Origin of the sequence: Bradyrhizobium sp. NC92 (genome assembly GCF_025200865.1) — a bacterium.
In the GTDB taxonomy this organism is placed as follows: Bacteria; Pseudomonadota; Alphaproteobacteria; order Rhizobiales; family Xanthobacteraceae; genus Bradyrhizobium.
The window spans coordinates 1,612,492-1,636,581 of sequence record NZ_CP104171.1; the positions used below are offsets into that span (position 1 = coordinate 1,612,492).

20 protein-coding genes and 1 tRNA gene are annotated in these 24,090 nt (G+C 65.0%); 12 read left to right on the plus strand and 9 right to left on the minus strand.

The features are described from left to right. Positions 1–39 precede the first annotated feature (39 nt). Positions 40–114 (plus strand) — tRNA-Glu (locus N2602_RS07630). A 146-nt stretch (positions 115–260) separates the two neighbouring features. Here the strand turns inward: N2602_RS07630 and N2602_RS07635 are convergent. Together N2602_RS07635 and N2602_RS07640 are read right to left on the minus strand one after the other, a co-directional pair. Further along, the gene (locus tag N2602_RS07635; RefSeq protein WP_260382230.1) at positions 261–680 is read right to left on the minus strand and encodes a CBS domain-containing protein; all 420 of its coding nucleotides are present in this window, start codon (positions 678–680) and stop codon (positions 261–263) included. Positions 681–868: 188 nt separating this feature from the next. After that, entirely contained in the window at positions 869–1,339 is a 471-nt protein-coding gene (locus N2602_RS07640; RefSeq protein WP_172789025.1) for an aminoacyl-tRNA deacylase, read from the minus strand. 440 nt (positions 1,340–1,779) lie between these two features. Between N2602_RS07640 and N2602_RS07645 the strand changes: the two genes are divergently transcribed. Continuing rightward, positions 1,780–3,597 carry a DEAD/DEAH box helicase gene (locus tag N2602_RS07645; RefSeq protein ID WP_260382231.1) on the plus strand — a complete coding sequence of 606 codons (1,818 nt, stop codon included), beginning with the start codon at positions 1,780–1,782 and terminating at the stop codon, positions 3,595–3,597. A gap of 22 nt (positions 3,598–3,619) precedes the next feature. Here the strand turns inward: N2602_RS07645 and N2602_RS07650 are convergent, their stop codons facing one another. Together N2602_RS07650 and N2602_RS07655 are read right to left on the minus strand one after the other, a co-directional pair. Then, positions 3,620–4,573 (minus strand): alpha/beta hydrolase, encoded by a 954-nt coding sequence (locus N2602_RS07650; RefSeq protein WP_246709015.1) that lies wholly within the window; start codon positions 4,571–4,573, stop codon positions 3,620–3,622. A 186-nt stretch (positions 4,574–4,759) separates the two neighbouring features. Then, positions 4,760–5,194, minus strand: a complete 435-nt coding sequence (locus N2602_RS07655) for a hypothetical protein (RefSeq protein WP_260382232.1) — start codon at positions 5,192–5,194, stop codon at positions 4,760–4,762. Between the two features lie 333 nt (positions 5,195–5,527). Between N2602_RS07655 and N2602_RS07660 the strand changes: the two genes are divergently transcribed. From N2602_RS07660 to N2602_RS07670, 3 genes are all read left to right on the plus strand, one after another. Then, complete coding sequence (locus tag N2602_RS07660; protein WP_260382233.1) at positions 5,528–7,018, plus strand: amidohydrolase family protein; 1,491 nt, start codon at positions 5,528–5,530, stop codon at positions 7,016–7,018. 3 nt (positions 7,019–7,021) lie between these two features. Continuing rightward, positions 7,022–7,951 (plus strand): GTP-binding protein, encoded by a 930-nt coding sequence (locus N2602_RS07665; protein WP_260382234.1) that lies wholly within the window; start codon positions 7,022–7,024, stop codon positions 7,949–7,951. A gap of 77 nt (positions 7,952–8,028) precedes the next feature. Beyond that, entirely contained in the window at positions 8,029–8,898 is an 870-nt protein-coding gene (locus tag N2602_RS07670; RefSeq protein WP_260382235.1) for a DUF1989 domain-containing protein, read from the plus strand. A gap of 37 nt (positions 8,899–8,935) precedes the next feature. On the opposite strand, the gene N2602_RS07675 is transcribed toward N2602_RS07670, so the two are convergent. Continuing rightward, positions 8,936–9,313: a tautomerase family protein gene (locus N2602_RS07675; RefSeq protein WP_212259879.1), complete on the minus strand. Its 378-nt coding sequence runs from the start codon at positions 9,311–9,313 to the stop codon at positions 8,936–8,938. Positions 9,314–9,468: 155 nt separating this feature from the next. Here N2602_RS07675 and N2602_RS07680 point away from each other — a divergent pair, with 155 nt between their 5' ends. Continuing rightward, a complete protein-coding gene (locus N2602_RS07680) occupies positions 9,469–10,065 on the plus strand; it encodes a TetR/AcrR family transcriptional regulator (RefSeq protein WP_260382236.1) in 597 nt (198 codons plus the stop codon). A 3-nt stretch (positions 10,066–10,068) separates the two neighbouring features. Here N2602_RS07680 and N2602_RS07685 read toward each other — a convergent pair whose 3' ends face one another. Together N2602_RS07685 and N2602_RS07690 are read right to left on the minus strand one after the other, a co-directional pair. Next, complete coding sequence (locus N2602_RS07685; RefSeq protein WP_260382237.1) at positions 10,069–10,545, minus strand: hypothetical protein; 477 nt, start codon at positions 10,543–10,545, stop codon at positions 10,069–10,071. 14 nt (positions 10,546–10,559) lie between these two features. Then, a complete protein-coding gene (locus N2602_RS07690; protein WP_260382238.1) occupies positions 10,560–11,060 on the minus strand; it encodes a hypothetical protein in 501 nt (166 codons plus the stop codon). 288 nt (positions 11,061–11,348) lie between these two features. On the opposite strand from N2602_RS07690, the gene N2602_RS07695 reads away from it, so the two are divergent. The 4 genes from N2602_RS07695 to N2602_RS07710 all read left to right on the plus strand — a co-directional run bounded on the left by N2602_RS07695 (position 11,349) and on the right by N2602_RS07710 (position 20,348). Next, positions 11,349–13,031, plus strand: coding sequence for a methyl-accepting chemotaxis protein (locus N2602_RS07695; protein WP_260382239.1), 1,683 nt, complete (start codon positions 11,349–11,351; stop codon positions 13,029–13,031). Positions 13,032–13,190: 159 nt separating this feature from the next. Then, on the plus strand, positions 13,191–14,909 hold the full coding sequence (locus N2602_RS07700; protein WP_260382240.1) for an AMP-binding protein: 1,719 nt from the start codon (positions 13,191–13,193) through the stop codon (positions 14,907–14,909). 12 nt (positions 14,910–14,921) lie between these two features. Next, on the plus strand, positions 14,922–18,227 hold the full coding sequence (locus tag N2602_RS07705) for a carboxyl transferase domain-containing protein (protein WP_260382241.1): 3,306 nt from the start codon (positions 14,922–14,924) through the stop codon (positions 18,225–18,227). Between the two features lie 267 nt (positions 18,228–18,494). Further along, a complete protein-coding gene (locus tag N2602_RS07710; protein WP_260382242.1) occupies positions 18,495–20,348 on the plus strand; it encodes a sigma-54-dependent Fis family transcriptional regulator in 1,854 nt (617 codons plus the stop codon). 147 nt (positions 20,349–20,495) lie between these two features. Here the strand turns inward: N2602_RS07710 and N2602_RS07715 are convergent, their stop codons facing one another. Then, positions 20,496–21,017, minus strand: coding sequence for a flavin reductase family protein (locus tag N2602_RS07715; RefSeq protein ID WP_409241912.1), 522 nt, complete (start codon positions 21,015–21,017; stop codon positions 20,496–20,498). A 121-nt stretch (positions 21,018–21,138) separates the two neighbouring features. After that, entirely contained in the window at positions 21,139–22,236 is a 1,098-nt protein-coding gene (locus tag N2602_RS07720; RefSeq protein WP_172788468.1) for an LLM class flavin-dependent oxidoreductase, read from the minus strand. A 234-nt stretch (positions 22,237–22,470) separates the two neighbouring features. Between N2602_RS07720 and N2602_RS07725 the strand changes: the two genes are divergently transcribed. Both N2602_RS07725 and N2602_RS07730 read left to right on the plus strand, forming a co-directional pair. Next, positions 22,471–23,385 carry a 2-dehydro-3-deoxygalactonokinase gene (locus tag N2602_RS07725; protein WP_260382244.1) on the plus strand — a complete coding sequence of 305 codons (915 nt, stop codon included), beginning with the start codon at positions 22,471–22,473 and terminating at the stop codon, positions 23,383–23,385. 14 nt (positions 23,386–23,399) lie between these two features. Continuing rightward, a complete protein-coding gene (locus N2602_RS07730) occupies positions 23,400–24,032 on the plus strand; it encodes a 2-dehydro-3-deoxy-6-phosphogalactonate aldolase (protein ID WP_260382245.1) in 633 nt (210 codons plus the stop codon). Positions 24,033–24,090: the final 58 nt, after the last annotated feature.

Here is a 24,090-nt window from a genome sequence, read left to right on the forward strand (position 1 = left end):
TGCGGCGGACAAATTTCGAGGCTATTGGCTAGCCCTCACGCTCCCTTCGTCTAGCGGTTAGGACGCGGCCCTCTCAAGGCTGAAACAGGGGTTCGATTCCCCTAGGGAGCGCCAAATTCGCGATATCCCAGCGCAAAACGCAAAATAAGCCATATCGCGACGTTGCTTCTGCGCCGCGCGATGGTTGCATGAGCGCATGAGTCCGGCTCCCCTTGCCGCCTGTTCGGGCGGGGATCGCGAGAGGAGCCCTGGCCGAAACTTCAGTGATGCGCCGAAATGCTCCTGACGGTCTCGGTGAGCATGTCACCCGATGAGGAATGGCTGACGTCACCCAGGCTGATGATGCCGACCATTCGCTTGCTCTTGTTGATCACCGGCAGCCTGCGGACCTGCAGCTTCTCCATGTGATGCATCGCCTTGGCGAGGTCATCGTCCTCGCGGCAGCAATGGATGCCTTCGGTCATCACGTCACGTGCCTTCGCGCGGCCGGCATCGAAGCTGTGGCTCGCGAGTCCTTTGCAGACGATGTCGCGGTCGGTCACCATTCCGACCAGCTTGTCATCCTCGCCGATCGGAATGCAGCCGATGTCATGCGCCCGCATCAGTTTGGCTATCTCGGTGATTGGCGTATCGGGGCTGACCCAGTCGACACCCTTGTGCATCACGTCTTTGACTTTCATGGCGAGCCTCCGTTCGTGGGTTTCAAGTGCGTTGATGCAATCAATGCAGCGGCACCCCCAATCTTCCGAACTCCGACCAGGCAAGCGCAGACACTCTCGCCGCCACCTGCTGATCAGTATGACGGCGACCTCGCGGCCAGAGTTCCCGCCCAGGATCGCAACGGCAATGGGCGGTCTCCAAAAAATCCTCAGTCATGCGCGCTGAAGCGCCCATGCGGTGCGTTGGCCATCAGGCGCGCAAACTGCGCGTGACCCATATGGAGCAGCGTCTCATGATCGCCGGCTTCCATATAGATGTCCGGCTGTGCCTCGATGCTGTCGTCGACGATCGTTTCCAATCCGTAGCATTTGCCGACGGCGGGAACCGCACCGTGTGCACAGTCGCTGAACAGCCGATTGACCTCGGTTTCATTGGCCATGTGGACATTGTCGCCGAGGCTTGTCCTCAGGTCCGCCAGGCGAAGATGATGCGAAGCGGGCAAGATCGCCAGCATGTATCCGCCGTCGCGCCGCAACACGATGCCCTTGGCGAGGCGGTCGCCCGGGATATGGCATGCCTCGGCCGTTCGAGCGGACGTCATGCTGAGTTCGTGCGGGATCACCTCGTACTGGATGTTCTCAGCGGCGAGGTATTTCTGGAGCGTGGGAGCAATGGCCATGGCATCACCTCCGATGCGGAATGCAAACCATCCACCGTGAGGTCGATCCTGCAGTCTCTCGCCATACGATGGGCGGCTGCTGACTAGAGACCCAACATAGGTCTTCCATCCGCAAGCTGCAATTCATCATGGTTGACCAACTTCATGGCGAGATGGTCAGCCAATCGTACTGTCCAGCGGTGGAGAGTATGGTGATGCCGCACTGCGCTTCCTCCTTCGAACCGGCGCCGCTGCGCTCCGTTTGGTGACATCAGGCATCGTCGGAATTATATAGCAATTTCAATGACATAAGCGTTTGCGATGTTGTTCTGAAAAGCGCGCCATCCAAATCCTAAGCCATTGAAAACCCGCACACTCTAGGCAACCATGTGAGCCTGGAGAGACCGCCTTGTTGCACGTAGCTCACAAGGTGGTCCGCTAATGGTGCTCGCGGTCGTGACATGGCAATCCTGATCCCGAGTCTCGGCTTCGCGCGCTTCGATAGCCGTGGGGAGCTACGACTGGCGGAACGACTGAAGGACTTCCTCGAAGAGAACGCCGTCGTTTGGCACAACCTGCCTGTCGGGCCTCGCAACCGGCATCCGGATTTCATCATCATTCATCCCGCGAACGGCCTGCTCGTGCTCGAGGTGAAGGACTGGCGCCTGGAGACGATCGTCTCAGCGGACAAGACGAAGGTCGAGCTGCTGACAAGTCGTGGTGAGGTGCGGGAAAGCAATCCGCTGGCGCAGGCTCGCAAATATACGTTCGAGGTCGTGCGCACGCTGGAGCGCGACGGGCAATTGTTGTTTCCGCGGGGGCATCGCCTCGCGGGCCGGTCCATCGTTCCGTTCGGCTTCGGGGCCGTGTTCACCAACATCACGCGCAAGCAGTTCGACCAGACCGATCTCAAGGAGGTGTTCTCCGAGCATCTCTGCCTGTTCAAGGACGAGATGACCGAGGGCGCGGACCCCGAGGAATTCCGGTCGAGATTATGGCGCATGGTTCATCCGCGTCTCGAAGAGCCGCTGTCCATGCCGCAATTCGACCGCCTGCGCGCGCTGCTGTTTCCGGAGATTCGGATACGACAGATTGCCCTGCCTTTGGACGATGCGCCTCGTGCCGATTCTTCGGACCGGACGCTTGCGGTCATGGACCTGCATCAGGAGCAGTTCGCGCGCAGCCTGGGCGAGGGGCATCGCATCATTCGCGGCGTCGCCGGATCGGGCAAGACCCTGATCCTCGCCTTTCGCGCCGAGTATCTGGCGCGTGCGGCGGCAAAGCCGGTGCTCATCCTGTGCTACGCCAACGGCATTGCCGGCCGGCTCGAGGATGCCATGCAGAGCAGGGGCGTCGAGGACCGCGTTCAGGTTCTCACCTTCCACTCGTGGTGCTACCGGATGCTGCGGACTTACGGGATTCCGGCCCCGTCCGAGCGAGACTATCCAGACTACGCAGAGCGCCTGGCTGCGAGCGTTTCAGAGGTCGTGAAGGCGGTCGATCAAGGCCATATCCCGGCGGAGCAGTACGACGCCGTCCTGATCGACGAGGCACACGACTTCGAGCCGCAATGGCTCGCGCTTGCGGCCAAGATGGTGAACCCGCGCACCAAGGCGCTGATGGTCGTCTACGACGATATCCAGGCCATCTATAAGGGGCGTGAGCGTCCGGTGTGGAGCCAGCTCGGCATTGAAGCCAAGGGCAGAACGACCGTGCTGAAGGTCAACTATCGCAACACCGCCCAAATCGTTGCCTTCGCAAGACGGTTCGCCGCGGACGTCATCGGCGCTCCCGGCATCACGGCCGACGACGAGCACGCCATCCTGCTGCCGGAAGATGCGGGCCGGCAGGGATTGGAGCCGGACGTGCGGCGGTGCGTGAGCGTCGACGCAGAAGCTCACTGCGTCGCCGAGTGGTTTCTCGACCGCAAAAAAGCCGGCTACGAGTGGTCGCAGATGGCGTGTCTCTACCCGGAGCACTGGATCGGCGGGCGGGTCGCGCAGATTCTCGCCAGGCATGGCGTGCCGATCGACATGGCCAAGGACAATCGCAACAGGGTTTCGGTCAAGCGGGTGGCCGTGCGGTTCTTGAGCATGCACAGCGCGAAAGGGCTGGAGTTTCCCTGCGTCGCCATTGCCGGCTTGGGCCTGCTCGGCCGCCACGGCGAGACCGTCGAGGAATGTGTCCGCCTGACCTATGTCGGGGTCACCCGGGCAACTCACGAGGCGCTCCTGACGTATTCGAGCGAGTCGGCATTGGTGCAGCGCCTGATCGCTTAGACGAATGCGTGCAGGCGCTGTTTCACGCCGTCGTGCCGTCGATCGAGCGGCGGATCACCTTCTGCACTTCCGTATTCGACAGGAACAGATCGTGGTTGATGATGCCCCAGCCTTCCTGGGAGGCATCGACCACGCGCACACCGAGCCCCGCGATGGCGGCCTTCTCGGCCGCGCCGACGCGGGTCATGCCGCCTGCGAGCTGCCCCGACAGTGCCAGTGCACGATCGTTGGTCGAGGCGATCACCGTGATCTTGCCGGCGAGCGGACCGATGCGCTGGATCGCCGACGAGAACACGTCCATGTCGATGTCGGGCGCGGCAAACACCACCGCGCCGATCTTGCTCGTCACCGTGTCGCCGTATCGCCCATGGAGCTGGCGCAGGCTTTCGAGCGTCAGCATGGTTCCCATGCTGTGCGCGACGATGTGCACGCGGCCGCCGCCTGGCGCCGATACCAGCGCCGAGAGCACGCGCTCGAAATTGTCGCGCGACCACATCGCGCTGTCGCGGTCATAGGCATAGTCGAACAGTCCTGCCTTGGATGGCCAGGAGAATGCCATGGTCCGGCCGCGGAACTTGATCCCGTCGGAAAGATGGGCCGCATCCAGCACCGCCGTCTCGAATGTCTGCTTGAAGCCGTGCACATAGATCAGCACGTCTCCTCCGCCGGCCTGCGCAGCGAGATCGCCGGCGTCAGTCGGCACCGGCTCGATCCGGTCAAGACGCCAATCCTCGAGTCCAACCGAGGCGAGGGAAAGTCGGCTCTCGTCCGGCGCCGCCAGCTTCGCCCGCGCGATCGTCATGCTCGTCGCACGCTCCGGCCCGAACCAGGGTTTCGCTCGGCCGCCGTTGACGGGCTTGCGCGTGGTGACGACGAGCAACGTGGGGTCAACGGACAGCGACGAGGCGTCAAAGCGCGCGCCGGTGGCACCGAGGCCAGCGCATCCGCCGAGCGCGAGCGCGCTCCCTGCAGACATAAGCCCACCGAGCACGGCGCGGCGCGACATGGAATGATTTGTGTGTAGAAGACGTCGGCCTATCACAAGGAACCCATCGGAACTTGCCCCCGACAGCATCGCCCCATCTGCTCTCTGAATGACAATGGAGGCGAGATCGCGGCGGAGCCGCCTCGCGCATGTCATGGCGTTCAAGTGAATGCCGGGTCAGTTGACGATCTCGATGGAATGGATCTGGCACCAGTCGCGTAATGCCCGCTCCGTCGCCTTGTTGCGGTAGTGATGCCAGGCATCGATCGCTCCTCGTCGGGAGAGCAGGCCCTTGAACTTCTGATAGGCGCCGCGTTTGCTGAAGATGTAGCGAACGTCGTCGAGATCGTTCGGCAGGAACTCGCGGACGAAGGCAATCACGAGAGGCTTGCCCAGGTCGAGGTCTCGTGTGTTCGGGATCTTCAAGTATTTGGTCTGGTCCTCAATATCGTCAGGCAGGTCGTCATCCTCGATCTCCTCCAGGTCGTCCTGATCGAACTGGTAGTAGATCTTTCCTGTCTGCCTGCAGACGAAGGTGTGGCATTGCCCCATGCCGCCGTCGATGTCGGCAAATTCAAAAGCCTGGACGATGTCTCCGAATTTTACGGGCATGGGACACCTTGCCAACGGAACGACGGCGCAATGTCTGCGATCGACCCGAAGAGTATAAGCGGATCGTCCTTCGAGGCAATGAACCCTCCCAGTGTCCAGAAGGCAACAGCCCCGGCGTCGACGGGCAAAACACCCCGATCCGCTGTCAATCCCTCCCGCCAAAGATATTCCACTTTGCCGAAATTCTCCCAGCACGGACCTGCCTCCAGCAAGCATGCCGCCTCGGCGTCCGTGGTGGTGGCCGTTCTCCCCAGAATCTGCACTATGCGTTCCGCCTCCGAAGCTGCTGCCGGGCCTTTGGAGATTTGGCAATTTGCTTTTCGGAGTGACGAGATGAGCGGTTTGGTGATCTCTGGCGGCCGGGTGGTGGATCCCGCGAGCGGGATGGACGCCGTCGGTGATGTGGCGGTGGTGGACGGCAGGGTCGCCGCCGTTGGCACGGGTCTCGGCGGCGCCGAGCGGGTGATCGACGCCACAGGCCTCGTGGTGGCGCCCGGCTTCATCGACCTGCACGCCCATGGCCAGTCGATCCCGGCCGACCGCATGCAGGCCTTCGACGGTGTCACGACGACGCTCGATCTCGAGGCCGGCGTGCTGCCGGTCGCGTCCTGGTATGAGCGCCAGGCGCGGAAGGGCCGCGTGCTGAACTACGGCGCGGCCACCAACTGGGCCTTTGCCCGCATCGGCGCGATGACGGGCTCCAACGCGGAGAGCTCGCTGGAGGCGTTCGGCAACGCCATGCGTGATCGCCGCTGGATGGACAACGTCGCGACCGATGCGGAGGTCGCAGGCATTCTCGAACGTCTCGGGCGCGGCCTCAACGAGGGCGGCATCGGCATCGGCATTCTCAACGCCTATGCGCCCGGCGCCGGCGTGCAGGAGCTGACCGCGGTGTGTCAGCTCGCGGCCGCCAATGACGTGCCGACCTTCACCCATGTCGCCTTCATGTCGCGCATCGATCCCGAGAGCGCGGTGGAAGCCTATATCCGCCTGATCGGCTATGCCGGCGCCACCGGCGCGCACATGCACATCTGCCATTTCAACTCGTCGAGCAAGACCGACATCGAGCGCTGCCGCGTGCTGATCGAAAAGGCGCAGGCGCAAGGACTGCCGATTACGGTCGAGGCCTATCCTTACGGCACCGGCTCGACCGTGCTGGCCGCCGCCTTCTTCAGCGATCCCAAATTCGTCGAGCGCAACGGCACTGGCTACGATTCCGTGCAGCGCGTCACCGACGGCTACCGCTTCCACGACCGCGAGGAGCTCTTGAAGGCGCAGGCCGAAGAGCCGTCCTCGCTGGTGCTCTGGCACATCCTCGACACCGAGAACAATGCGCATCACCGCGACCTGCTCGACATGTCGGTGCTGTATCCCGGCGGTGCCATCGCCTCCGACGCGATGCCGTGGACGCTGTCCGACGGCTCGACATATACCGGCGACGCCTGGCCGGTTCCGGATGACGCCACCTCGCATCCGCGCTCGGCGGGCTGCTTCACGAAGTTCATCCGCGAATGGGTGCGCGAGCGCAAGGCGGTGTCGCTGCTGGAAGGCGTGCGCAAATGCGCGCTGATCCCGGCCGAGATCCTGTCGCAGAGCACGCCGGCGATGCGCGCCAAGGGTCGGCTTACGAAGGACGCGGATGCCGACATCGTCGTGTTCGACTATGAGAAGCTCTCTGACCGCGCTACCTTCACGGCGATGAACCGCCCGTCGGAAGGCGTGCGGCACCTGATCGTCAGCGGTCAGCCGTTGATCAGCGACGGCATTCTCGATGTGACGGCGCGGCCGGGAAGACCGGTGCGGCGCCCCGTCGTGGAGAGCTGAGCCATGCCGGTCCCGGTTCTCCTGGTGACGGGTTTCCTCGGGGCCGGCAAGACCACCGTCGTCAACCATCTGCTGGCGCATGCGGACGGGCGGTGCATCGCCGCCGTCGTCAACGATTTCGGCGCCATCAACATCGATGCGGAGCTGATCGCGGGCGCGAGCGACGGCGTGGTCAGCCTCGCCAATGGCTGCATCTGCTGCTCGCTCGAGGGCGATCTGCTGCGCACGCTCGCGACGCTGCTGCGCCGTGATCCCAAGCCCGACTATATCGTCATCGAGACCAGCGGCGTCGCCGATCCCGCCGACATCGTGCGCAACCTGATGGACCCGGTGATCCTGCGCGAGGCGCCGCTGGAGACGGTGCTCTGCGTGATCGACGCGGGGACACCGCCATCGGCCCTGGACGACGCGCTGCTGCGGTCGCAATTGCGGGTCGCCGATATCGTGGCGCTCAGCAAGCTCGATCTTGCGGACGCGGCCGCGGGAACGCGGATGCGCGAAGCCATCCGCGCCCAGCGCGTCCCCGCCGTGGTGGTCGAGGCGAACCACGGCGAGATTCCGTCTGCGCTGCTGTTTCCGGCGAACGACGGCCGCGCGTCCACCCCGCGCGAGGTGGGACCGAAACGACCTGCGGAAGAGCGATTCGAGACGCTGAGCTGGACCTCGGACAAGCCGGTCTCTCTGCCCGGCCTGCAGCAGGCCATCAGCCGCCTTGCGCCGAAGCTGGCGCGCGCCAAAGGCCTGTTCGAGACGGTCGAGCAGCCCGGCCGCATGATGGTGTTTCAGTTCGCCGCCGGCCGCGCCACGCTCGCGCCAGGCGAGGCGCCGCCGCAAGGCGTGCCGCGGACACGGATCGTCTTCATCGCCGAGCTTGGCGTGCTCTCGAAAGCCGAGCTTGACGGGATCATGGAGGGGTGTGTTGCGGGGGGCTGAGGCAAGGCGGTAGGGTCAACCGCTACCCCCTGGAGGCACCGCCCCCTTCTCTTGCTGCGTCGATCCGAGACCGAACTATGCCCCCAAATATCCCACCCGCCCCCGCCGATGCCGCCGCGCGCCGCGCCGCCAAGCCGGCCATCGTCTATCCGGCCGGGACGATGCCCGGGCCGGATATGGCCACGCTCGAAGCTGCCCGCCGTGCGATGATCAAGACGCACGAGCTCATCGTGCCGCCACGCGATGCCCGTGCCTTTCGCGTGGCGCGCGGCCAGTTCTTCCGCATCGTCAGCATCGAAGGCCCTCAGGTCGGCGACCTCAATCTCTGGAACGCGGACAATCTCTCCGAGCGCTTCTTCAGCGGCAAGACGCGGGCGCTCCATGGCACGCATGTCGGCATCGGTGACCGGCTCTGGAGCAATATGCCCTATCTTCGGCCGATGGCGACCATCAGTCACGATACGCTCGGCTGGTACGGCTTCGACGCGGACGGCGCCGGCATTCACGATGTGATCGGCACGCGCTGCGATCCCTATACGAATCTCCTCTTGAACGGCACGGCTTACGATTTTTGCTGCCACTCCAACCTGTCGCGTGCGCTGGCGACCGAACTGAAGATGGAGCCGCATGCGGTGGAGCATCATGTCCACGACGTGCTCAACGTCTTCATGTGCACCGGCTTCACCAAGGACACGCACCAGTATTTCATGAAGGCAAGTCCGGTCCGCCCCGGCGACTTCATCGAGTTTTTCGCGGAGATCGACCTGCTCGGCGCGTTGTCGGCCTGTCCGGGTGGCGACTGCAGCGCAACCCATTCCAGCGATGCCGCGGCATGCCATCCGCTCAAGATCGAAATCTTCGAGCCGGATGGGACGACCCTGAAGGGCTGGACCTGGCCCTCGCCGAGTGCTTATCACCGTCACCACGGGACGCATGCGGGAAGCTGAATCTCAGTCCTCGACCGGTAGTCCGTCGCCGTGCACATCATGCGAATTGCGCGATGCCGTGCCCCACCGACCAGTTCTCCTTGGGGGCGTCGAGCACGTTCACGAACACGTCCTCGGGCCGGATTCCCGGGTTCTCGCCGAGCAACTCGGCGATCCGCCGGTACAGCGCCTTTTTCTGCTCGGGGGTGCGCGAGGCGAATACGGTGATCTGGATCAGCACGGCGTCCTCGCTGCGCGTCACGCCGTAAGCGTTGCCGCAGCGGAAGTTCGCTGCTTCATGCTCGGTGATTGCCATGAACGCGTCGCCCTCGGGCACGTTCAGCGCCTCGCGCATGGCGCGATAGAGACTGTCGAGAATGGCCTGGCGGTAGTCGTCCGGCTTTCCGGCACGCATCGAGATGTGGAGGAGAGGCATCGTAGGTCCCTTTGCATGCGGGCCTGATCGGCCGGGCACATGGTCCGCGCCGGCCGCCGGCTTGACGAAACGGGATATCAATCCCAATTTGTTTTTGACACGATGTCGAGAAAGCATGTTCTTGACGGAGTGTCAAATATTTTGAGGAGCAACATTTGAGGCCGCGCGAGTTCGACCATGACGAAGTGCTGCGCATCGCGTTCGACCAGTTCTGGCGCAAGGGCGTGCGCGGCACCTCGCTATCGGACATCGCGCGCGACGCCGGTGTGCAGCGCGGCAGCCTCTACAATGCGTTCGGCAGCAAGGAAGCGCTGTTCCTGCAGGCCTATGAGCGCTACGCCGGGGACTATCTGCTCGCCCTGCAAAAGGCGCTCGGGACGGGGTCTTTGCGCAAACGCCTCACCGCGTTCTTCGACCTCACCATCACCAATTTCCGTTCCGGCTCGCCGCCGCGGGGATGCCCGACCACGCGCGGCCTGATGGAGCTCGGCGCGGCGGAAGGCGAAGGGTTGGACGAAGAGGCGCGCCAGGCCTTTGCGAGCCTCGTTTCCCGCATCACCGCGCTGGTTCAGGACACCTTGTCGGCGGGCGCCAAGCGTGGCGAGTTCAAGGGCAATCCTTCGGCCGCAGCGCTGCACATCATCACGGTGACGCGCGGCCTTGCCGTGCTCGAACGCGCCTATGGCGACGAAGCCCAGCTGCGCAAGATCGCCGCGCACGCGATCGATCTCGTGCTCGAGAAGGGAGGTTAGGTGTCAGCAGCAGGCCAGCGCCAGCGCGTTGATCGCCTGCGTTGTCGCATCCTCTTTCCCGGAGCCGACGAATTGGCAGACTACCGACCCGAGTTCGCCCGGCTGCTTGCGGCGCGCGACTGCCAGCAGGCGCATCAATTCCGCCTCGTCCTTGGAAAGCCGTCTGCAGGACGGCGGCATGAAGCACAGTTCGCAGGGCTGGTCGCCGCGCAGGATCCTGACGAGCGCTGCCGCGCGCGCAACCAGCAGCGGGCTGTCGGCAATGCCGGGAGCGTCCTCGGCAAAGCGATAGGCCGCTTCCCAGCAATCCGATGCGCCGGTCGCATAGGCCGCTCCGATGAAGCGGAACAGTGCTAGCGCGACGCGGGAAAAATCATCGTAGCTGTCGATGCTCGGCCGGGTCGCTAGCGCGGCTTGAAGCGGACAGAGCAGCGGCTCGCCCGCGTCTGGCTTCGGCGCAGAATCGCAAATGGCCCGCATCGTGAGTGATCTCGTCAATGCAACGTCGCGCTGCCCACGAACCAGCTCTTCATCGCCATCATCCGGTCATGCTCGAAAGACTGCACGTGACGGTCGGGCAGGATGAGGCCGGCCATGCGGAAGATCGTTGCAAGCCCCCCAACCGGCGCGAGTGCCCAATCGGCGCCGACCGGCGGCAGCCAGCGCTCGAACTGCTCGCGCGCGACATCGACGCGGTCCTGCTGGGCCGCGGCAATCGCGCGCAAGATGCCGTGCTCGCTGTCGGACATGCGCGGACAGGTGGGGCAGTGCACTTCGATCGCCGTATGCGCGGTGCAGGCAAAGATCTCGATGATGGATTCCAGCGACAGCACGGCATCGCCGACGCGGAAATGGTCGTACACCTGCTTGATATCGGCCGCCGTCGGGACGGCGCTTCCGCTGCGGGCCTTCGCGCGAAATCCCCAGATGAAGAGCCGCTCCGCCGCGCACAGCGCAGGAAGGTCGAGCTGCCTTGTGTCTGTCGATCGATGCATTGTGCCTCTCGCCTCTGGCTGCGCTCACGCCAGCGCTGGCGCGGATGATCTGCGCCGATCGTTCTGCCAGAGAGCTCTCCAAGTCAACGCGCGGAGAGGCGATGTCGAGGTGTTCTAGTTTGGAAGAATTCGTATCTCGGACGCGGTCGGTCGCTCGCCCGCAGCGATGAGCAGCAGGGCCGCCCGCCCCCGCACAATTGCGGGATGCCGGAACCCGAATGCTTAAGGCTTTGCTAAGGGGCCCGGGATAAACTGGCATATCAGCCTTTCCAATTCCTGTGAGCACCGATGATTTTCTCCCGCATCAGTTTCAAGCTGGTCCTGATTGTCGGCATCAGCCTCCTCGGCATGATCGCGCTGGCGCCGGTCGCGCTTTCGACCCTGCGCACGCAGATGGTCGCCGACCGCCAGGCCAAGACGCAGCACATGGTCGACGTCGGCTACGGCATCCTGGCGCACTACCAGAAGCTCGAGAGCGAAGGAAAACTCTCGCGCGAGCAGGCGCAGGCCGGCGCCATGGCCGAGATCAAGAGCCTGCGCTACGACAAGGTCGAGTATTTCTGGATCAACGACATGACCCCCAGGATGGTCATGCACCCGATCAAGCCCGAGCTCGACGGCAAGGATCTCTCCGCGATGAAGGATCCCGCCGGCAATGCGCTGTTCATGGGCTTCGTCGACGTCGTCACCAAGCAGGGTGCGGGCTTCTACGGCTATCTCTGGCCGAAGCCCGGCTTCGACCAGCCGGTCGGGAAAATCTCCTATGTGAAGGGCTTTGCGCCCTGGGGCTGGATCATCGGCACCGGCATCTATCTCGATGACGTCGACGCCGCCTTCCGCCAGAACGCGATGACCTTCGCCTATATTTGTCTCGCGGTGCTGGTCGTGGTGCTCGGCGCCTCGTTCCTGATCGGCCGCAGCGTCACCCGGCCGCTGGCCCTGATCACCGCGCTGACCGAGCGCCTTGCCGGCGGCGACAGCGCCTTCGACGTGCCCTACACCGACCGCCGCGACGAGGTCGGCGGCCTCGCCAAGGCGCTCGCCGTGTTCAAGGACAACGCATCGGCGGTGAGCCGGATGCATGCCGAGCAGCACGAGCTGAAGCAGAAGGCCGACGACGAGAAGCGCAAGACGATGGCCGATCTCGCCGGCAAGTTCGAGGCGAGCGTCCAGGCCGTCGTCCGCGACGTCTTCGACGAGGCGCGCGCGATGCAACAGGCCGCGCAGGGCATGTCGGAAACCGCCAACAAGGCGAGCGATCGTGCGAGCTTCGTCGCCACCGCATGCCAGCAGGCCTCGAGCAACGTACAGACGGTGGCCTCCGCCGCCGGCGAATTGTCGGCCTCGATCGCCGAGATCAGCCAGCGCGTGGCACAGGCCGCGACAGTGGCCGACAAGGCCGCCGCCGACGGCCAGCGCACCAACGACACCGTGCAGGGCCTTGCCGCCGCCGCGCACAAGATCGGGGAGGTCATCGACCTCATCAACCAGATCGCCTCGCAGACCAATCTGCTCGCGCTCAACGCCACCATCGAGGCGGCTCGCGCGGGCGAAGCCGGTAAGGGCTTTGCGGTGGTCGCGAGCGAGGTGAAGTCGCTGGCGAGCCAGACCGCGAAGGCGACCGACGAGATCGGCGCGCAGATCACCGCGATCCAGGCCGAGACCAATCAGGTCGTCGGCAACATCGAGAGCATCCGCGCCACCATCATGGAGGTCAACGAGATCTCCTCGTCGATCGCCGCGGCGGTCGAGGAGCAGGGCGCCGCCACGAAGGCGATCGCGCACAGCGTGCAGGAGGCGGCCTCCGGCACCGACCAGGTCTCGCACAACATCTCCGGCGTCACCGATGCGACCGCCGAGACCGGCCAGGCCGCCGGCCTCGTGCTGCAATCGAGCGGCCGGCTGACGCACAAGCTGCAATCGCTGCAGGACGAGGTCAGCGCCTTCGTTGCGGGCGTGCGGGCAGCGTAACTGAAGCGCTGCAGGTGATCTTTTTCCGCGTCACGGCATCGGCCGTGATGCGGAGACTGTTTTCCTTGACATGAAGTCTGCCGTGCTCGACGTGTAACGACGTCGACTGGCGGCACGTGCGTGCCGTCCCGAAAAGAAAAGCAACACGGGAAGGACGTCATGAACACGGGCCTCGACGAGAAGGACTACCTCGCCAATTTGCGCGGCCTGTGGGACAAGGCCTGGCCGAAGGACCTGCCGCGCTCGCCGAATTATCTGCATGGCGAAGTTCCCCTGACGGAATATCTGCGCGCCTGGGCGAAGCGGAGTCCGGAGCGGCCCGCCGTGATCTTCTATGGCCATGTGACCACGTATGCCGATCTCGATCGGCAGAGCGATCGGTTTGCGGCGCTGTTGCAGGCGAAGGGCGTGCGCAAAGGCGATCGCGTCGCCGTCTTCCTGCCGAACTGCCCGCAATTCCACGTCGTGTTCTTCGGTATTCTGAAGCTTGGCGCGGTCCACGTTCCCATCAGCCCGCTGTCGCGCGCGTTCGAGCTGTCCTACCAGCTCAACGATACCCAGGCCGATGTGATCGTGGCGCTCGACCAGCTCATCCCCGTCGTCGAGCAGGTGAAGAGCGAGGTGCGGTTGCGCGAGATCATCGTCACCAGCTTTGCCGATGTCGTGCCGGCGGCGCCTGCGTTTCCCGCGCCGGACTCGATCCGCACGTCGCGCGTTGCGATCGCTGGCGCGACTGATCTCCTGCCGGCGCTTGCGGCAATGCCCGCACCGACGCCGCTGCCGCCGCCTCACCTCGATGATGTCGCCGCGCTCAATTACACCGGCGGCACCACCGGCATGCCGAAGGGCTGCGTGCATACCCATCGCGACATGGTCTACACGGCCGCCGCCAATTACGGCATCTCGCTTCCCTCGGGCGAGAGCAGCGTGTTCCTGTCGTTCTTTCCGGAGTTCTGGATTGCGGGCGAGAATTCCGGCCTGATCTTTCCGCTGTTCGCGGGCGGCACGCTGGTTCTGCTCGCGCGCTGGGACGCCGTTGGTGCGATGGCGGCGATCGACAAGTACAAGGTCACGATCACGGCGATGCCGGTCGACAGCGCGGTCGAGATGATGGACCATCCGCGCTGGAGCGAGTTCGACCTGTCGTCGCTGCAACAGGTGCGCGTGGTCTCCTTCGTCAAGAAGCTCAATGCCGGCTATCGCAGACGCTGGAAGGATCTGACCGGCACGATCCTGATGGAGGCAGCCTGGGGCATGACCGAGACGCACACGTCCAACACTTTCACCGCTGGCTTTCAGGACGGGGATTTCGACCTCAACAGCCAGCCGATCTTCGTCGGCCTGCCGGTGCCCGGCGCCGAGTTCAAGATCACCGATTTCGAGACCGGCGCGCTGCTGCCTCTCGGGGCAGAAGGCGAGATCCGCGTGCGCACGCCGTCGCTGCTCAAGAGCTACTGGAACAAGCCGGAGGCGACGGCGGAATCGCTCGTCGACGGCTGGTTGCGCACCGGCGATATCGGCACGATCGACAAGGACGGCTTTCTGCACTTCCTCGGGCGACGCAAGGAGATGCTGAAGGTCAAGGGCATGAGCGTGTTTCCGCCGGAGATTGAGGCGCTGCTGGGCCAGCATCCGAAGGTGCTGGGCTCGGGCGTGGTCGGCCGCGACGATCCGGACAAGGGCCAGGTGCCGGTCGCCTATATCCAGCTCAAGCCCGAAGCGATCGGCACGGTCTCGGAACAGGAACTGCGTGCCTGGTGCGCCGAGCGCATGGCCGTCTACAAGGTTCCCGAAGTCCGCATCATCGATGCGCTGCCCCTGACGGCCACGGGCAAGGTCAGGAAGCAGGACCTCAACCCAAATCCTCCTGCCGTATAGTTGAGAGAGACGATGTCGTTCAAGAAGCTCCTGATCGCCAATCGCGGCGAAATCGCCATCCGCATCGCACGCGCGGCGGCCGATGCCGGCATTGCGACGGTCGCGATCCATCCCGCGGACGATGCGCAGTCGCTGCACGTGCGCGTTGCGGACGAGGCGGTCGAGATCCCCGGCCGCGGCGCGCGGGCCTATCTCGACATCGAGGCCGTGGTGAAGGCGGCGAAGAGCACGGCGTGCGATGCCGTGCATCCCGGCTATGGCTTCCTCAGCGAGAACGCGGCATTCGCGAAGGCCTGCGCCGATACTGGAATCACCTTCGTCGGGCCGAAACCGGCCGCGCTCGAACTCTTCGGCGACAAGGTCGCGGCACGTCAGCTGGCGAAACGCTGCGGCGTGCCGATCATTGCCGGCACCAGCGGGCCGTCGAGCCTCGAGGAGATCACGGCATTCTTTGCCTCGCTCGGCAGCAGCGCCGCGATCGTGATCAAGGCGATGGCCGGCGGCGGCGGCCGCGGCATGCGCGTGGTGGAGAACGCGCCCGATCTTGCGGAAGCCTATGCGCGCTGCCAGTCCGAGGCCAAGGCCGCGTTCGGCTTCGACGGCGTCTATGCCGAGCGGCTGATCCGGCAGGCGCGCCACATCGAGGTCCAGATCATCGGCGATCGCCATGGTGCGATCTCCCATCTCTGGGAGCGCGAATGCACCATCCAGCGCCGGCACCAGAAGCTGGTCGAGGTGGCGCCGAGCCTATCCTTGAGCGATGCCTTGCGCGGCCGGATCATCGAGGCGGCGAAGCAGCTGGCGACGGCGGCTTCTTACGACAATCTCGGCACGTTCGAGTTTCTGGTCGACGGCACCGCCGAGGACAGCTTCGCCTTCATCGAGGCCAATCCGCGGCTCCAGGTCGAGCACACCGTCACGGAAGAGGTGCTCGGTCTCGACCTCGTCCGCGCCCAGCTCGCGGTCGCCGCAGGCAGCACGCTGGCTTCGCTGGGTCTTGCGCAAGCATCCATTCCGAAGCCGCGCGGCTATGCCATGCAGCTTCGCGTCAACATGGAAACGCTGGACGAAACCGGCGCCACGCATCCGACCGGAGGCGTGCTCGCCGTGTTCGAGCCGCCGTCGGGGCCCGGCGTGCGCGTCGATAGCTTCGGCTATGCCGGCTACAAGACCAGCGCCGCTTTCGACTCGCTGCTGGCAAAGGTGATCGTGCACACGCCAGGCGAGGCCTGGCATGACGTGGTCGCGAAAGCCTCGCGTGCGCTACGCGAGTTCCGGATCGACGGTGTCGTCACCAACATTTCGTTCCTTCAGGCGGTGCTCGCGCATCCCGATTTCAGGACCAACCGCATCGCGACCGATTTCATCGACCGCAACATTGCCAAGCTCGTGGAAGCATCGGACGGCGCCGCCAAGCCGCTCTATTTCGCAGCAGCCGAGCGTAGTGGTGGCCACAGCGCGGAGGTGCACGTCGCGCAAGCCGTGCCCGAAGGCGCGGTGATGGTCGCGGCGCCCCTGCAAGGAACCATCGTCACCATCCAGGTGAAAGAAGGCGAAATCGTACGCCCCGGCCAGCAGCTTGCCGTGATCGAGTCCATGAAGATGGAGCATCTGGTGATGGCCGAGCAGGGCGGCCGGGTCATGAAGCTCGTCGCCGGCGACGGGGTCACGCTGATGCATGGCGAGCCAATCCTCTGTCTCGAGCCCCTCGACGTCGCCGCCGACAGCACGACGGCGGAAGCCGATGTCGATCTCGACCATATCCGCCCCGACCTCGCCGAGCTGATCGCCCGCCAGGCCAATACGCTCGACGAGAACCGGCCCGCTGCGGTCGAGCGCCGTCGCAACACCAACCAGCGCACCGCGCGCGAGAACGTCGCCCAGCTCGTCGATGACGGCTCGTTCATGGAGTACGGCAGCCTCGCGATCGCGGCGCAGCGCCGCCGGCGCAAGCTCGACGACCTCATCAAGAACACGCCGGCCGATGGCCTCGTCATGGGCGTCGCCACGGTGAATGCAGAGAAGTTCGGGCCTGAAGGCGCGCGTTGCATCGTCGTCGCCTATGACTACACCGTGCTTGCGGGCACGCAGGGCCACATGAACCACAAGAAGATCGACCGAATGCTGAGCCTCGCGGAAGACTGGCGCGTGCCGCTGGTGTTCTATGCCGAAGGCGGCGGTGGCCGGCCCGGCGATACCGACCGCCTCGGCATGACAGGCCTCGACGGTCCGTCCTTCGTGCAGTTCGCCCGGCTTTCGGGCCTCGTCCCAGTGGTCGGTGTCGTTTCCGGCTATTGCTTTGCCGGCAATGCCGCGATGCTCGGCTGCTGCGACGTCATCATTGCGACCAAGAACGCCTCGATCGGCATGGGCGGCCCGGCGATGATCGAGGGCGGCGGCCTCGGTGTCTATCATCCGGCCGAAGTCGGCCCTGTCACGTTCCAGTCGCCGAACGGCGTCATCGACATCCTGGTCGAGGATGAGGAGGAGGCGACATCTGTCGCGCAGAAATACCTGTCCTATTTCCAGGGCGCGGTGACGCAGTGGGAGGCCGCCGACCAGCGCCTGCTCCGCCGCGCCATTCCCGAGAACCGCCTCCGCGTCTATGACATCCGCAGCGTCATCGATCTCGTCGCGGACAAGGACAGCGTGCTGGAGCTGCGCCGCGACTACGGCGTCGGCATGATCACCGCGCTGATCCGCATCGAAGGCAAGCCGTTCGGCCTGATCGCCAACAACCCGCGCCATCTCGGCGGCGCTATCGATGCCGACGCCGGCGACAAGGCTGCGCGTTTCCTCCAGCTCTGCGACGCCTTCGATCTGCCTGTTGTCTCGCTGTGCGACACGCCCGGCTTCATGGTCGGCCCGGAAGCGGAGAAGACCGCGATCGTGCGCCACGTCTCCCGCATGTTCGTGACCGGCGCCAGCCTCACCGTGCCGCTGTTCGGCATTGTGCTGCGCAAGGGGTACGGTCTCGGCGCGCAATCGATGATCGGCGGCGGCTTCCACGCCTCGTTCTTCACCGCGGCCTGGCCGACCGGCGAGTTCGGCGGCATGGGCTTGGAGGGCTATGTCCGCCTCGGCTTCCGCAAGGAAATGGAGGCGATCGCCGATCCCGAGGAGCGCGAGACCTATTACCGCAACAAGGTCGCCGAGCTCTACGCCAACGGCAAAGCGGTCTCGATCGCCTCCGTGTTCGAGATCGACAACGTCATCGATCCCGCCGAGACGCGGCGCTGGATCATGGCCGGTCTGCGCACGGTGCCGAAGCCCGCGCCGAGAACGGCGAAGAAGCGGCCGTGCATCGACACGTGGTGAGCGCAGTGCAGCACTAGTTGCATGATGATAGAGACGATCTATTTCCACGTCGTCATGCCCGGGCAGAAGCGCGAAGCGCGTCTTCGCGCTAGATGTCCCGGGCATCCACGTTCTTTCGCATTCGCGGTAACGCGTGGATGGCCGGGACGAAGCCCGGCCATGACGGCGCTGGGCCATCGCGCCATACAACTGCGTCCCGGTTCCCGATTGACATCCCCGCCTGCGGTGCCAGACTTTGCACAATAATACAGGGTGGAGACGTCCGCGATGGCCAGCCTCTCGGCCTCGAACCATGTCGCCCGTGTCTTGTCCGTCGCCAATCATGTGGCCGACGTCGATGCCTCCTCGCGGATTGCCAATTCCTGGCGGCGCTGCCTCGTCAATCACAAGCTCGATCCCGCCCGCCAGGGCCCGCCACAGACGCTCACCGAAGCCGAGATCCGTCATGTCGCCGGGCCGATGGAGGAGACGATCCGGCTCGTCACGCCCGAGCTCGACGATCTCGCCCGCGTGCTGCGCGACGCCGGCTATTGCGTCAATCTCGCGGATGTGAACGCGACCATGCTGTTCAGCCGTCTGCCGGGCGAAGCCGACGCAAGGATGTTTCTGGACTGGAAGATCTACACCGGCTCGAACTTCGCAGAGGCTTGCGAGGGCACCAATGGGCTCGGCACCGCGCTGGCCGAGGAGAAGCCGATCCTGGTGCATCGCGACGAGCATTTTCGCGCGCAATGGCACATGTTCTCCTGCGCCGTGGCGCCGCTGTTCGACCAGGCCGGCCGGCTCGCCGGTGCCATCAACATCACCTCCTGCCGCGAAGACCTGGAGCGCGCCGCGCATCAGCTTGCACTCGCGGTGACGATGGAGGCGACGCGGCGGATGGAGGGTGCGATCTTCCGCGGTCATTTCCGCAATGCCTGGATCGCAACCGTGCCCGGTGACGGCGGCAGCGGCCTCGTCGCTTACGACGACGACCGCCGCATTGTCGGCGCCTGCCGCTCGGCGCGTGCGCTGCTCGGCCTCACCGACGGCATGATCGGCTCTGGCATCGACCTGTCGCGCTACGTCAAGTTCGATCATCACGCCGCGCGTGGCACCGGCGAGATCGTCGAGCTGCACCATGGCGATGGCCGTCCGTTGGGGCAGGGGCATGTTGCTCCGCCCCTGCGTGCGCGATCGCAGGCGCCGCGCCGCGATGCGCCGGTCGATCGCTTCGACGCGTTGCATCGGCTCGCCGGCCGCGACCCCGGCCTGATCCGAAGTGTCAAGCGGCTGCGAAGCATCGGCGATCACAATCTGCCGGTGCTGCTGCATGGCGAGACCGGCGTCGGCAAGGACGTGTTCGCGCGGGCTATTCACGGTGCGAGCAACCGCGCGCGCAACAATTATGTCGCGCTCAATTGCGCGGCGATGCCGGAAAGCCTGATCGACGCCGAGCTGTTCGGCTACGAGGCGGGCGCCTTCACCGGCGCGCGGCGCGAGGGCTCGAAGGGCCTGATCGTGCAGGCCGACGGCGGCACGCTGTTCCTCGACGAGATCGGCGACATGCCGATCGGCTTGCAGACGCGCCTGTTGCGCGTTCTGGAAAACCGCGAGGTCTGGCCGCTCGGTGCGCTCAAGCCTGCCGCTGTCGACATCCGCCTGATCAGCGCCACGCATCGCGATCTCGGCCGCATGGCGGAAGCGGGAGCCTTCCGCGCCGACCTCTACTTCCGCCTGCGCGGCATCGAGGTGCGCCTGCCCGCCTTGCGCGAGCGCGCCGACCGCGCCGACATCATTCGCCAGATCGCGGGCGAGGAGGCGCCGAACTGCCGGCTCTCGGACGAGGCATGGTCGCAGCTCGCGGCCTATCCGTTTCCCGGCAACATGCGCCAGCTCCGCCACGTGCTGCGGCTTGCCGGCTGCACGGCGGAAGATGGCGTCATCACCGATGCCGATCTCGATCTGCCGCCGTTCGGCGGACGGACGGAGCCCGACCTTGAAGCGGCCGAGCGTGCGACGATTGTCGCGGCCCTGCGCAAGCACGGCGGCCGCGTCACCGAGGCCGCGCGCGCACTGAAGCTCAGCCGTGCCACGCTGTATCGCAAGATCAAGCAGCTGAAGATCGAAGCGGCGCAGTAGCGCCTGGCGCGACGGGTGAGAGGTCTCTCCGCAAAACCGGAATCGTAGGGTGGGCAAAGGCGCACTTGCGCCGTGCCCACGTCGTCTCACGAGTAGGCAGGACGTGGGCACGCTTCGCTTTGCCCACCCTACAAGTTCGACCCATCCTTACGAAAAATCCGTCCAGCTCAGATGCCGTGCGTCGAGATCGCCGATCGCAACCGTCTCGCGGATCTCGCGCGGGGTGTAGAAATTGCTGCGCAGGTACACCAGCGGCGTGGCCGCAGCGGAATGCGAGGCGCTGCGGATCTCACCGACGAAGATCGAATGCGTTGTCGTTTCGAACTCCTGCGCCAGCACGCAGTCGAACGCAGCCACCGCATCCGCCAGCACCGGTGCGCCGGTCACGCCACGCGTCCATTGCCCGAAGGCAAAGCGATCGTCGCCGTTGACGCCTTTCTGGCCGCTGAAGGTGAGGGCGAGCAGCGCGTGATCCTCGTGCAGGAAGTTGATGGCGAAAGCACCTTCCTCGCGGATGCGGGCATGTGCGCTGGCGTTGCGGTTGACGCAGACGATCAGCGAGGGCGGCTTGTCCGACAACGAGCAGGCCGAGGTCACCGTCAGCCCCGTGCGCTTGCCGTGATCGGCGCCCACCGTGACCAGCGCCACGGCACCGGCACATTGGCGCATCGCCTGCTTGAAATGCGTAGCGTCGAAAGAATTGGCGTCGAAAGAACTGGCGTCCACCGTCACGCGGAAATCTCCGACAATAGAAGCGGGTGCGGCACGATCGCGCCGCACCCGTTGGCGGTCAAGCCGCCTTCTTCGCGGAGCCGAGATGCGCAAGTCGCGGCATCACCTCGTTCTTCAGCAGCGAGAGCGAGTGATGCCAGGCTTCCGCCTTGTGCTTGTAGTCGAAGCCGAACACCAGGAGCACACCGAAGCCGCCGACCTCGTCGTAGATCTTTTCGATCTTCTCGGCGACGGTTGCGGGCGAGCCGACGATCCAGTTCCGCTTGGCGCAATATTCGACCGTGACGTCGCTATCGGGCACGTCAGGGGCGTGCTTCAGATAATCCTTGAAGCCGAAATGCCCGAGCAGCGGCAGGAAGTACTCGCTCATCATCCGGCCCATCATGTCGCCGGTCGAGAGCTTCCAGGCCTCTTCGTCCGTGTCGGCGACGAACACCTCGCGCACCAGCCGCCAATCCTGCCGGTTCGGCTTGCGTCCGGTCTTGGCCGCACCGATCTCGACCGAGTCCCAGTGGCTGCCGACATAGGCCGGATTGAGGTTGAGGCTCATCGGGATGAAGCCGCGCTCGCCGGCGAGCTTCAGCGTGTCCGAGTTCTTGGACAGGCCCGCAACGCCGATCGGCGGATGCGGCGCCTGCAGCGGCTTGATGTGGGGCTTGAGGAAATCGAACATGGTGTCCGGCTTGGTCACCGTCCAGTACTTGCCCTTGTGGGTGAAGGGCGCCGGCTCGGTCCACAGCTTCAGGATGATCTCCAGCGCCTCGCGCGTCATGTCGCGGTTCTGTCCGCTCATGCCGTCGACGTTGAACATCGCCCAGTCGCTCGGAAGGCCGCTCGCCGCGACGCCGAAATTGAGCCGGCCCTCGGAGAGATGGTCGAGCATGGCAACGCGGTTGGCGAGCTCGGCGGGGTGGTGATAGGGCAAGAGGAAGCCGCCCGGCCCGATGCGCAAGCGCTTGGTCTGCATCAAGGCCTGCGCGATCAGAAGGTCCGGCGTGGGATTGGGTTCCCAGGGCGCGGTGTGGTGCTCGCCGACCCAGGCCTCCTGGTAGCCGAGTTCGTCGAGCCAGCGCATGACCTGCAGGTCCCAGTCGTTCCCTTCCTTCAGGCCGCACTCCGGCGGATGCGAGGGCATCGTGAAATAGCCGATCTCCATGGGTTTCCTCATCTGATGTTGACGCGTCTTGTCGCGCGTTGACGGAGTTGAGTGATGAACCTTGTTGAGTGATGAACCTTGAGCAAGCGGTGTGCCAGCGCGGCGGAGCCTCGAATTGAAGAGAAAGGACTGGTTTGCCCGCGCAATAGCCGGTATCTCGACGGGACCCTGCTGGACATCGTCTCATCTGTCGCGAGACGGCGTCTTGGCGATGAGACGAGGACGAGACCTGATATGACCGAACCCGCTTATGTCGCGGTGGATTGGGGCACCAGCAGCTTCCGGCTCTGGCTGGTCGATCGCGCCGGGCAGGTGATTGCCGAGCGCCGCAGCGGCGAGGGCATGCTGGCGGCGGCGAAGACCGGCTTTCCCGCCGTGCTGCAAGCGCATCTGGCCGCGGTCGAAGCGCCGGATCATCTGCCGGTTCTGGTCTGCGGCATGGCCGGCGCCAAGACCGGCTGGGTCGAGGCCGGCTACGTCGACACGCCGGCACAGCTCTTGGCCGTCCTGAAACAGGCCGTGCGCGTGCCGGGCGAGGCGCGCGACACCCGCATCCTACCGGGCATCGCCCAGCGCGACGCCAAGGCGCCGGACGTCATGCGCGGCGAGGAGACGCAATTGCTCGGCGCGCTCGGCCTCGATGCCGCGGGCGAGGCGCTGGTCTGCATGCCCGGCACGCATTCGAAATGGGTTCGCGTGAAGGACGGCACGGTCGAAAGCTTCTCCACCTTCATGACCGGCGAGCTGTTCAGCGCTGTCTCGCGCGAGACCATCCTGTCGCTCGCAGTCGCCGGCGCTGAAGACTCCGAAGATATTGCGAGCTTCAAGGCGGCCGTGAAGGCCGCGTTCGACGCTCCGGCCTTCGCCGCCAACCTGCTGTTCACGGCGCGCTCGCGCCAGCTGCTGTTCGGCGGCACGCCCGCCGCGGCGCGCGAGACGCTGTCGGGCACGTTGATCGGTGCCGAGCTGGCAGCAGGGCTTTCCGGTGCAGTACCGAAAGAAGGTGTCACGCTGATTGCCTCGGGCCGGCTTGCAATGCTGTATCGGCTGGCTTTCGAGGCGTTGTCGATGACCGCCAAGCCGGTCGATGCGGATCAAGCCGTCCGTCGCGGTCTGTCGATGGCGGCTGCCGCGATCTGGACGAAGTAGAAGGACTGCGAGAGATGAGCGTTCCCTTTCCGCCGATGCAGCGGCCGCTGGTCGCGATCCTGCGCGGCATCAAGCCCGAGGAGACCGAGGCGATCGTCGGCGTGTTGATCCAGGCCGGCATGACCGCGATCGAGATCCCCCTGAACTCGCCCGATCCGTTCCGCTCGATCGGGCTTGCCGTGAAGCTCGCGCCATCAGGCGTGCTGATCGGAGCGGGCACGGTGCTGACGACGGCAGATGTCGATCGCCTCAACGACGTCGGCGGCAGGCTGATGGTCTCGCCCAATGTCGACACCGAGGTGCTGGCGCGCGCGCATCAGCACGGCATGGTGACCATGCCCGGCGTCTTCTCTCCGACCGAAGCGCTGCTGGCGGCGCGCTCGGGCGCATCGAGCTTGAAATTCTTTCCGGCGAGCGTGCTCGGCGCTGCCGGCATCGCCGCGATCCGCGCCGTGCTGCCGGCAGGCGTGATGATCGCCGCCGTCGGCGGCGTCTCCGACCAGAACTTTGCCGAATACATGAAGGGCGGCGTGACCGCATTCGGGCTCGGCTCCAGCCTCTACAAGCCCGGCATGAGTGCAGCGGATGTCGCAGCTCGCGCAGAGGTGACAATTGCCGCTTACGATCGGGCAATTCAGAGCGATTGAACCGAAAATAAACTAGCCGTGATCCTGACCTAGCTTATTCTGCCATATGGTGGCGCGA

What these genes read in the sequence shown, in the direction of transcription:
- N2602_RS07635 (WP_260382230.1), bottom strand. Translation starts at nt 680, where the DNA reads ATGAAAGTCAAAGACGTGATGCACAAGGGTGTCGACTGGGTCAGCCCC.
- N2602_RS07640 (WP_172789025.1), bottom strand. Translation starts at nt 1,339, where the DNA reads ATGGCCATTGCTCCCACGCTCCAGAAATACCTCGCCGCTGAGAACATC.
- N2602_RS07645 (WP_260382231.1), top strand. Translation starts at nt 1,780, where the DNA reads ATGGCAATCCTGATCCCGAGTCTCGGCTTCGCGCGCTTCGATAGCCGT.
- N2602_RS07650 (WP_246709015.1), bottom strand. Translation starts at nt 4,573, where the DNA reads ATGTCTGCAGGGAGCGCGCTCGCGCTCGGCGGATGCGCTGGCCTCGGT.
- N2602_RS07655 (WP_260382232.1), bottom strand. Translation starts at nt 5,194, where the DNA reads ATGCCCGTAAAATTCGGAGACATCGTCCAGGCTTTTGAATTTGCCGAC.
- N2602_RS07660 (WP_260382233.1), top strand. Translation starts at nt 5,528, where the DNA reads ATGAGCGGTTTGGTGATCTCTGGCGGCCGGGTGGTGGATCCCGCGAGC.
- N2602_RS07665 (WP_260382234.1), top strand. Translation starts at nt 7,022, where the DNA reads ATGCCGGTCCCGGTTCTCCTGGTGACGGGTTTCCTCGGGGCCGGCAAG.
- N2602_RS07670 (WP_260382235.1), top strand. Translation starts at nt 8,029, where the DNA reads ATGCCCCCAAATATCCCACCCGCCCCCGCCGATGCCGCCGCGCGCCGC.
- N2602_RS07675 (WP_212259879.1), bottom strand. Translation starts at nt 9,313, where the DNA reads ATGCCTCTCCTCCACATCTCGATGCGTGCCGGAAAGCCGGACGACTAC.
- N2602_RS07685 (WP_260382237.1), bottom strand. Translation starts at nt 10,545, where the DNA reads ATGCGGGCCATTTGCGATTCTGCGCCGAAGCCAGACGCGGGCGAGCCG.
- N2602_RS07690 (WP_260382238.1), bottom strand. Translation starts at nt 11,060, where the DNA reads ATGCATCGATCGACAGACACAAGGCAGCTCGACCTTCCTGCGCTGTGC.
- N2602_RS07695 (WP_260382239.1), top strand. Translation starts at nt 11,349, where the DNA reads ATGATTTTCTCCCGCATCAGTTTCAAGCTGGTCCTGATTGTCGGCATC.
- N2602_RS07700 (WP_260382240.1), top strand. Translation starts at nt 13,191, where the DNA reads ATGAACACGGGCCTCGACGAGAAGGACTACCTCGCCAATTTGCGCGGC.
- N2602_RS07705 (WP_260382241.1), top strand. Translation starts at nt 14,922, where the DNA reads ATGTCGTTCAAGAAGCTCCTGATCGCCAATCGCGGCGAAATCGCCATC.
- N2602_RS07710 (WP_260382242.1), top strand. Translation starts at nt 18,495, where the DNA reads ATGGCCAGCCTCTCGGCCTCGAACCATGTCGCCCGTGTCTTGTCCGTC.
- N2602_RS07715 (WP_409241912.1), bottom strand. Translation starts at nt 21,017, where the DNA reads ATGCGCCAATGTGCCGGTGCCGTGGCGCTGGTCACGGTGGGCGCCGAT.
- N2602_RS07720 (WP_172788468.1), bottom strand. Translation starts at nt 22,236, where the DNA reads ATGGAGATCGGCTATTTCACGATGCCCTCGCATCCGCCGGAGTGCGGC.
- N2602_RS07725 (WP_260382244.1), top strand. Translation starts at nt 22,471, where the DNA reads ATGACCGAACCCGCTTATGTCGCGGTGGATTGGGGCACCAGCAGCTTC.
- N2602_RS07730 (WP_260382245.1), top strand. Translation starts at nt 23,400, where the DNA reads ATGAGCGTTCCCTTTCCGCCGATGCAGCGGCCGCTGGTCGCGATCCTG.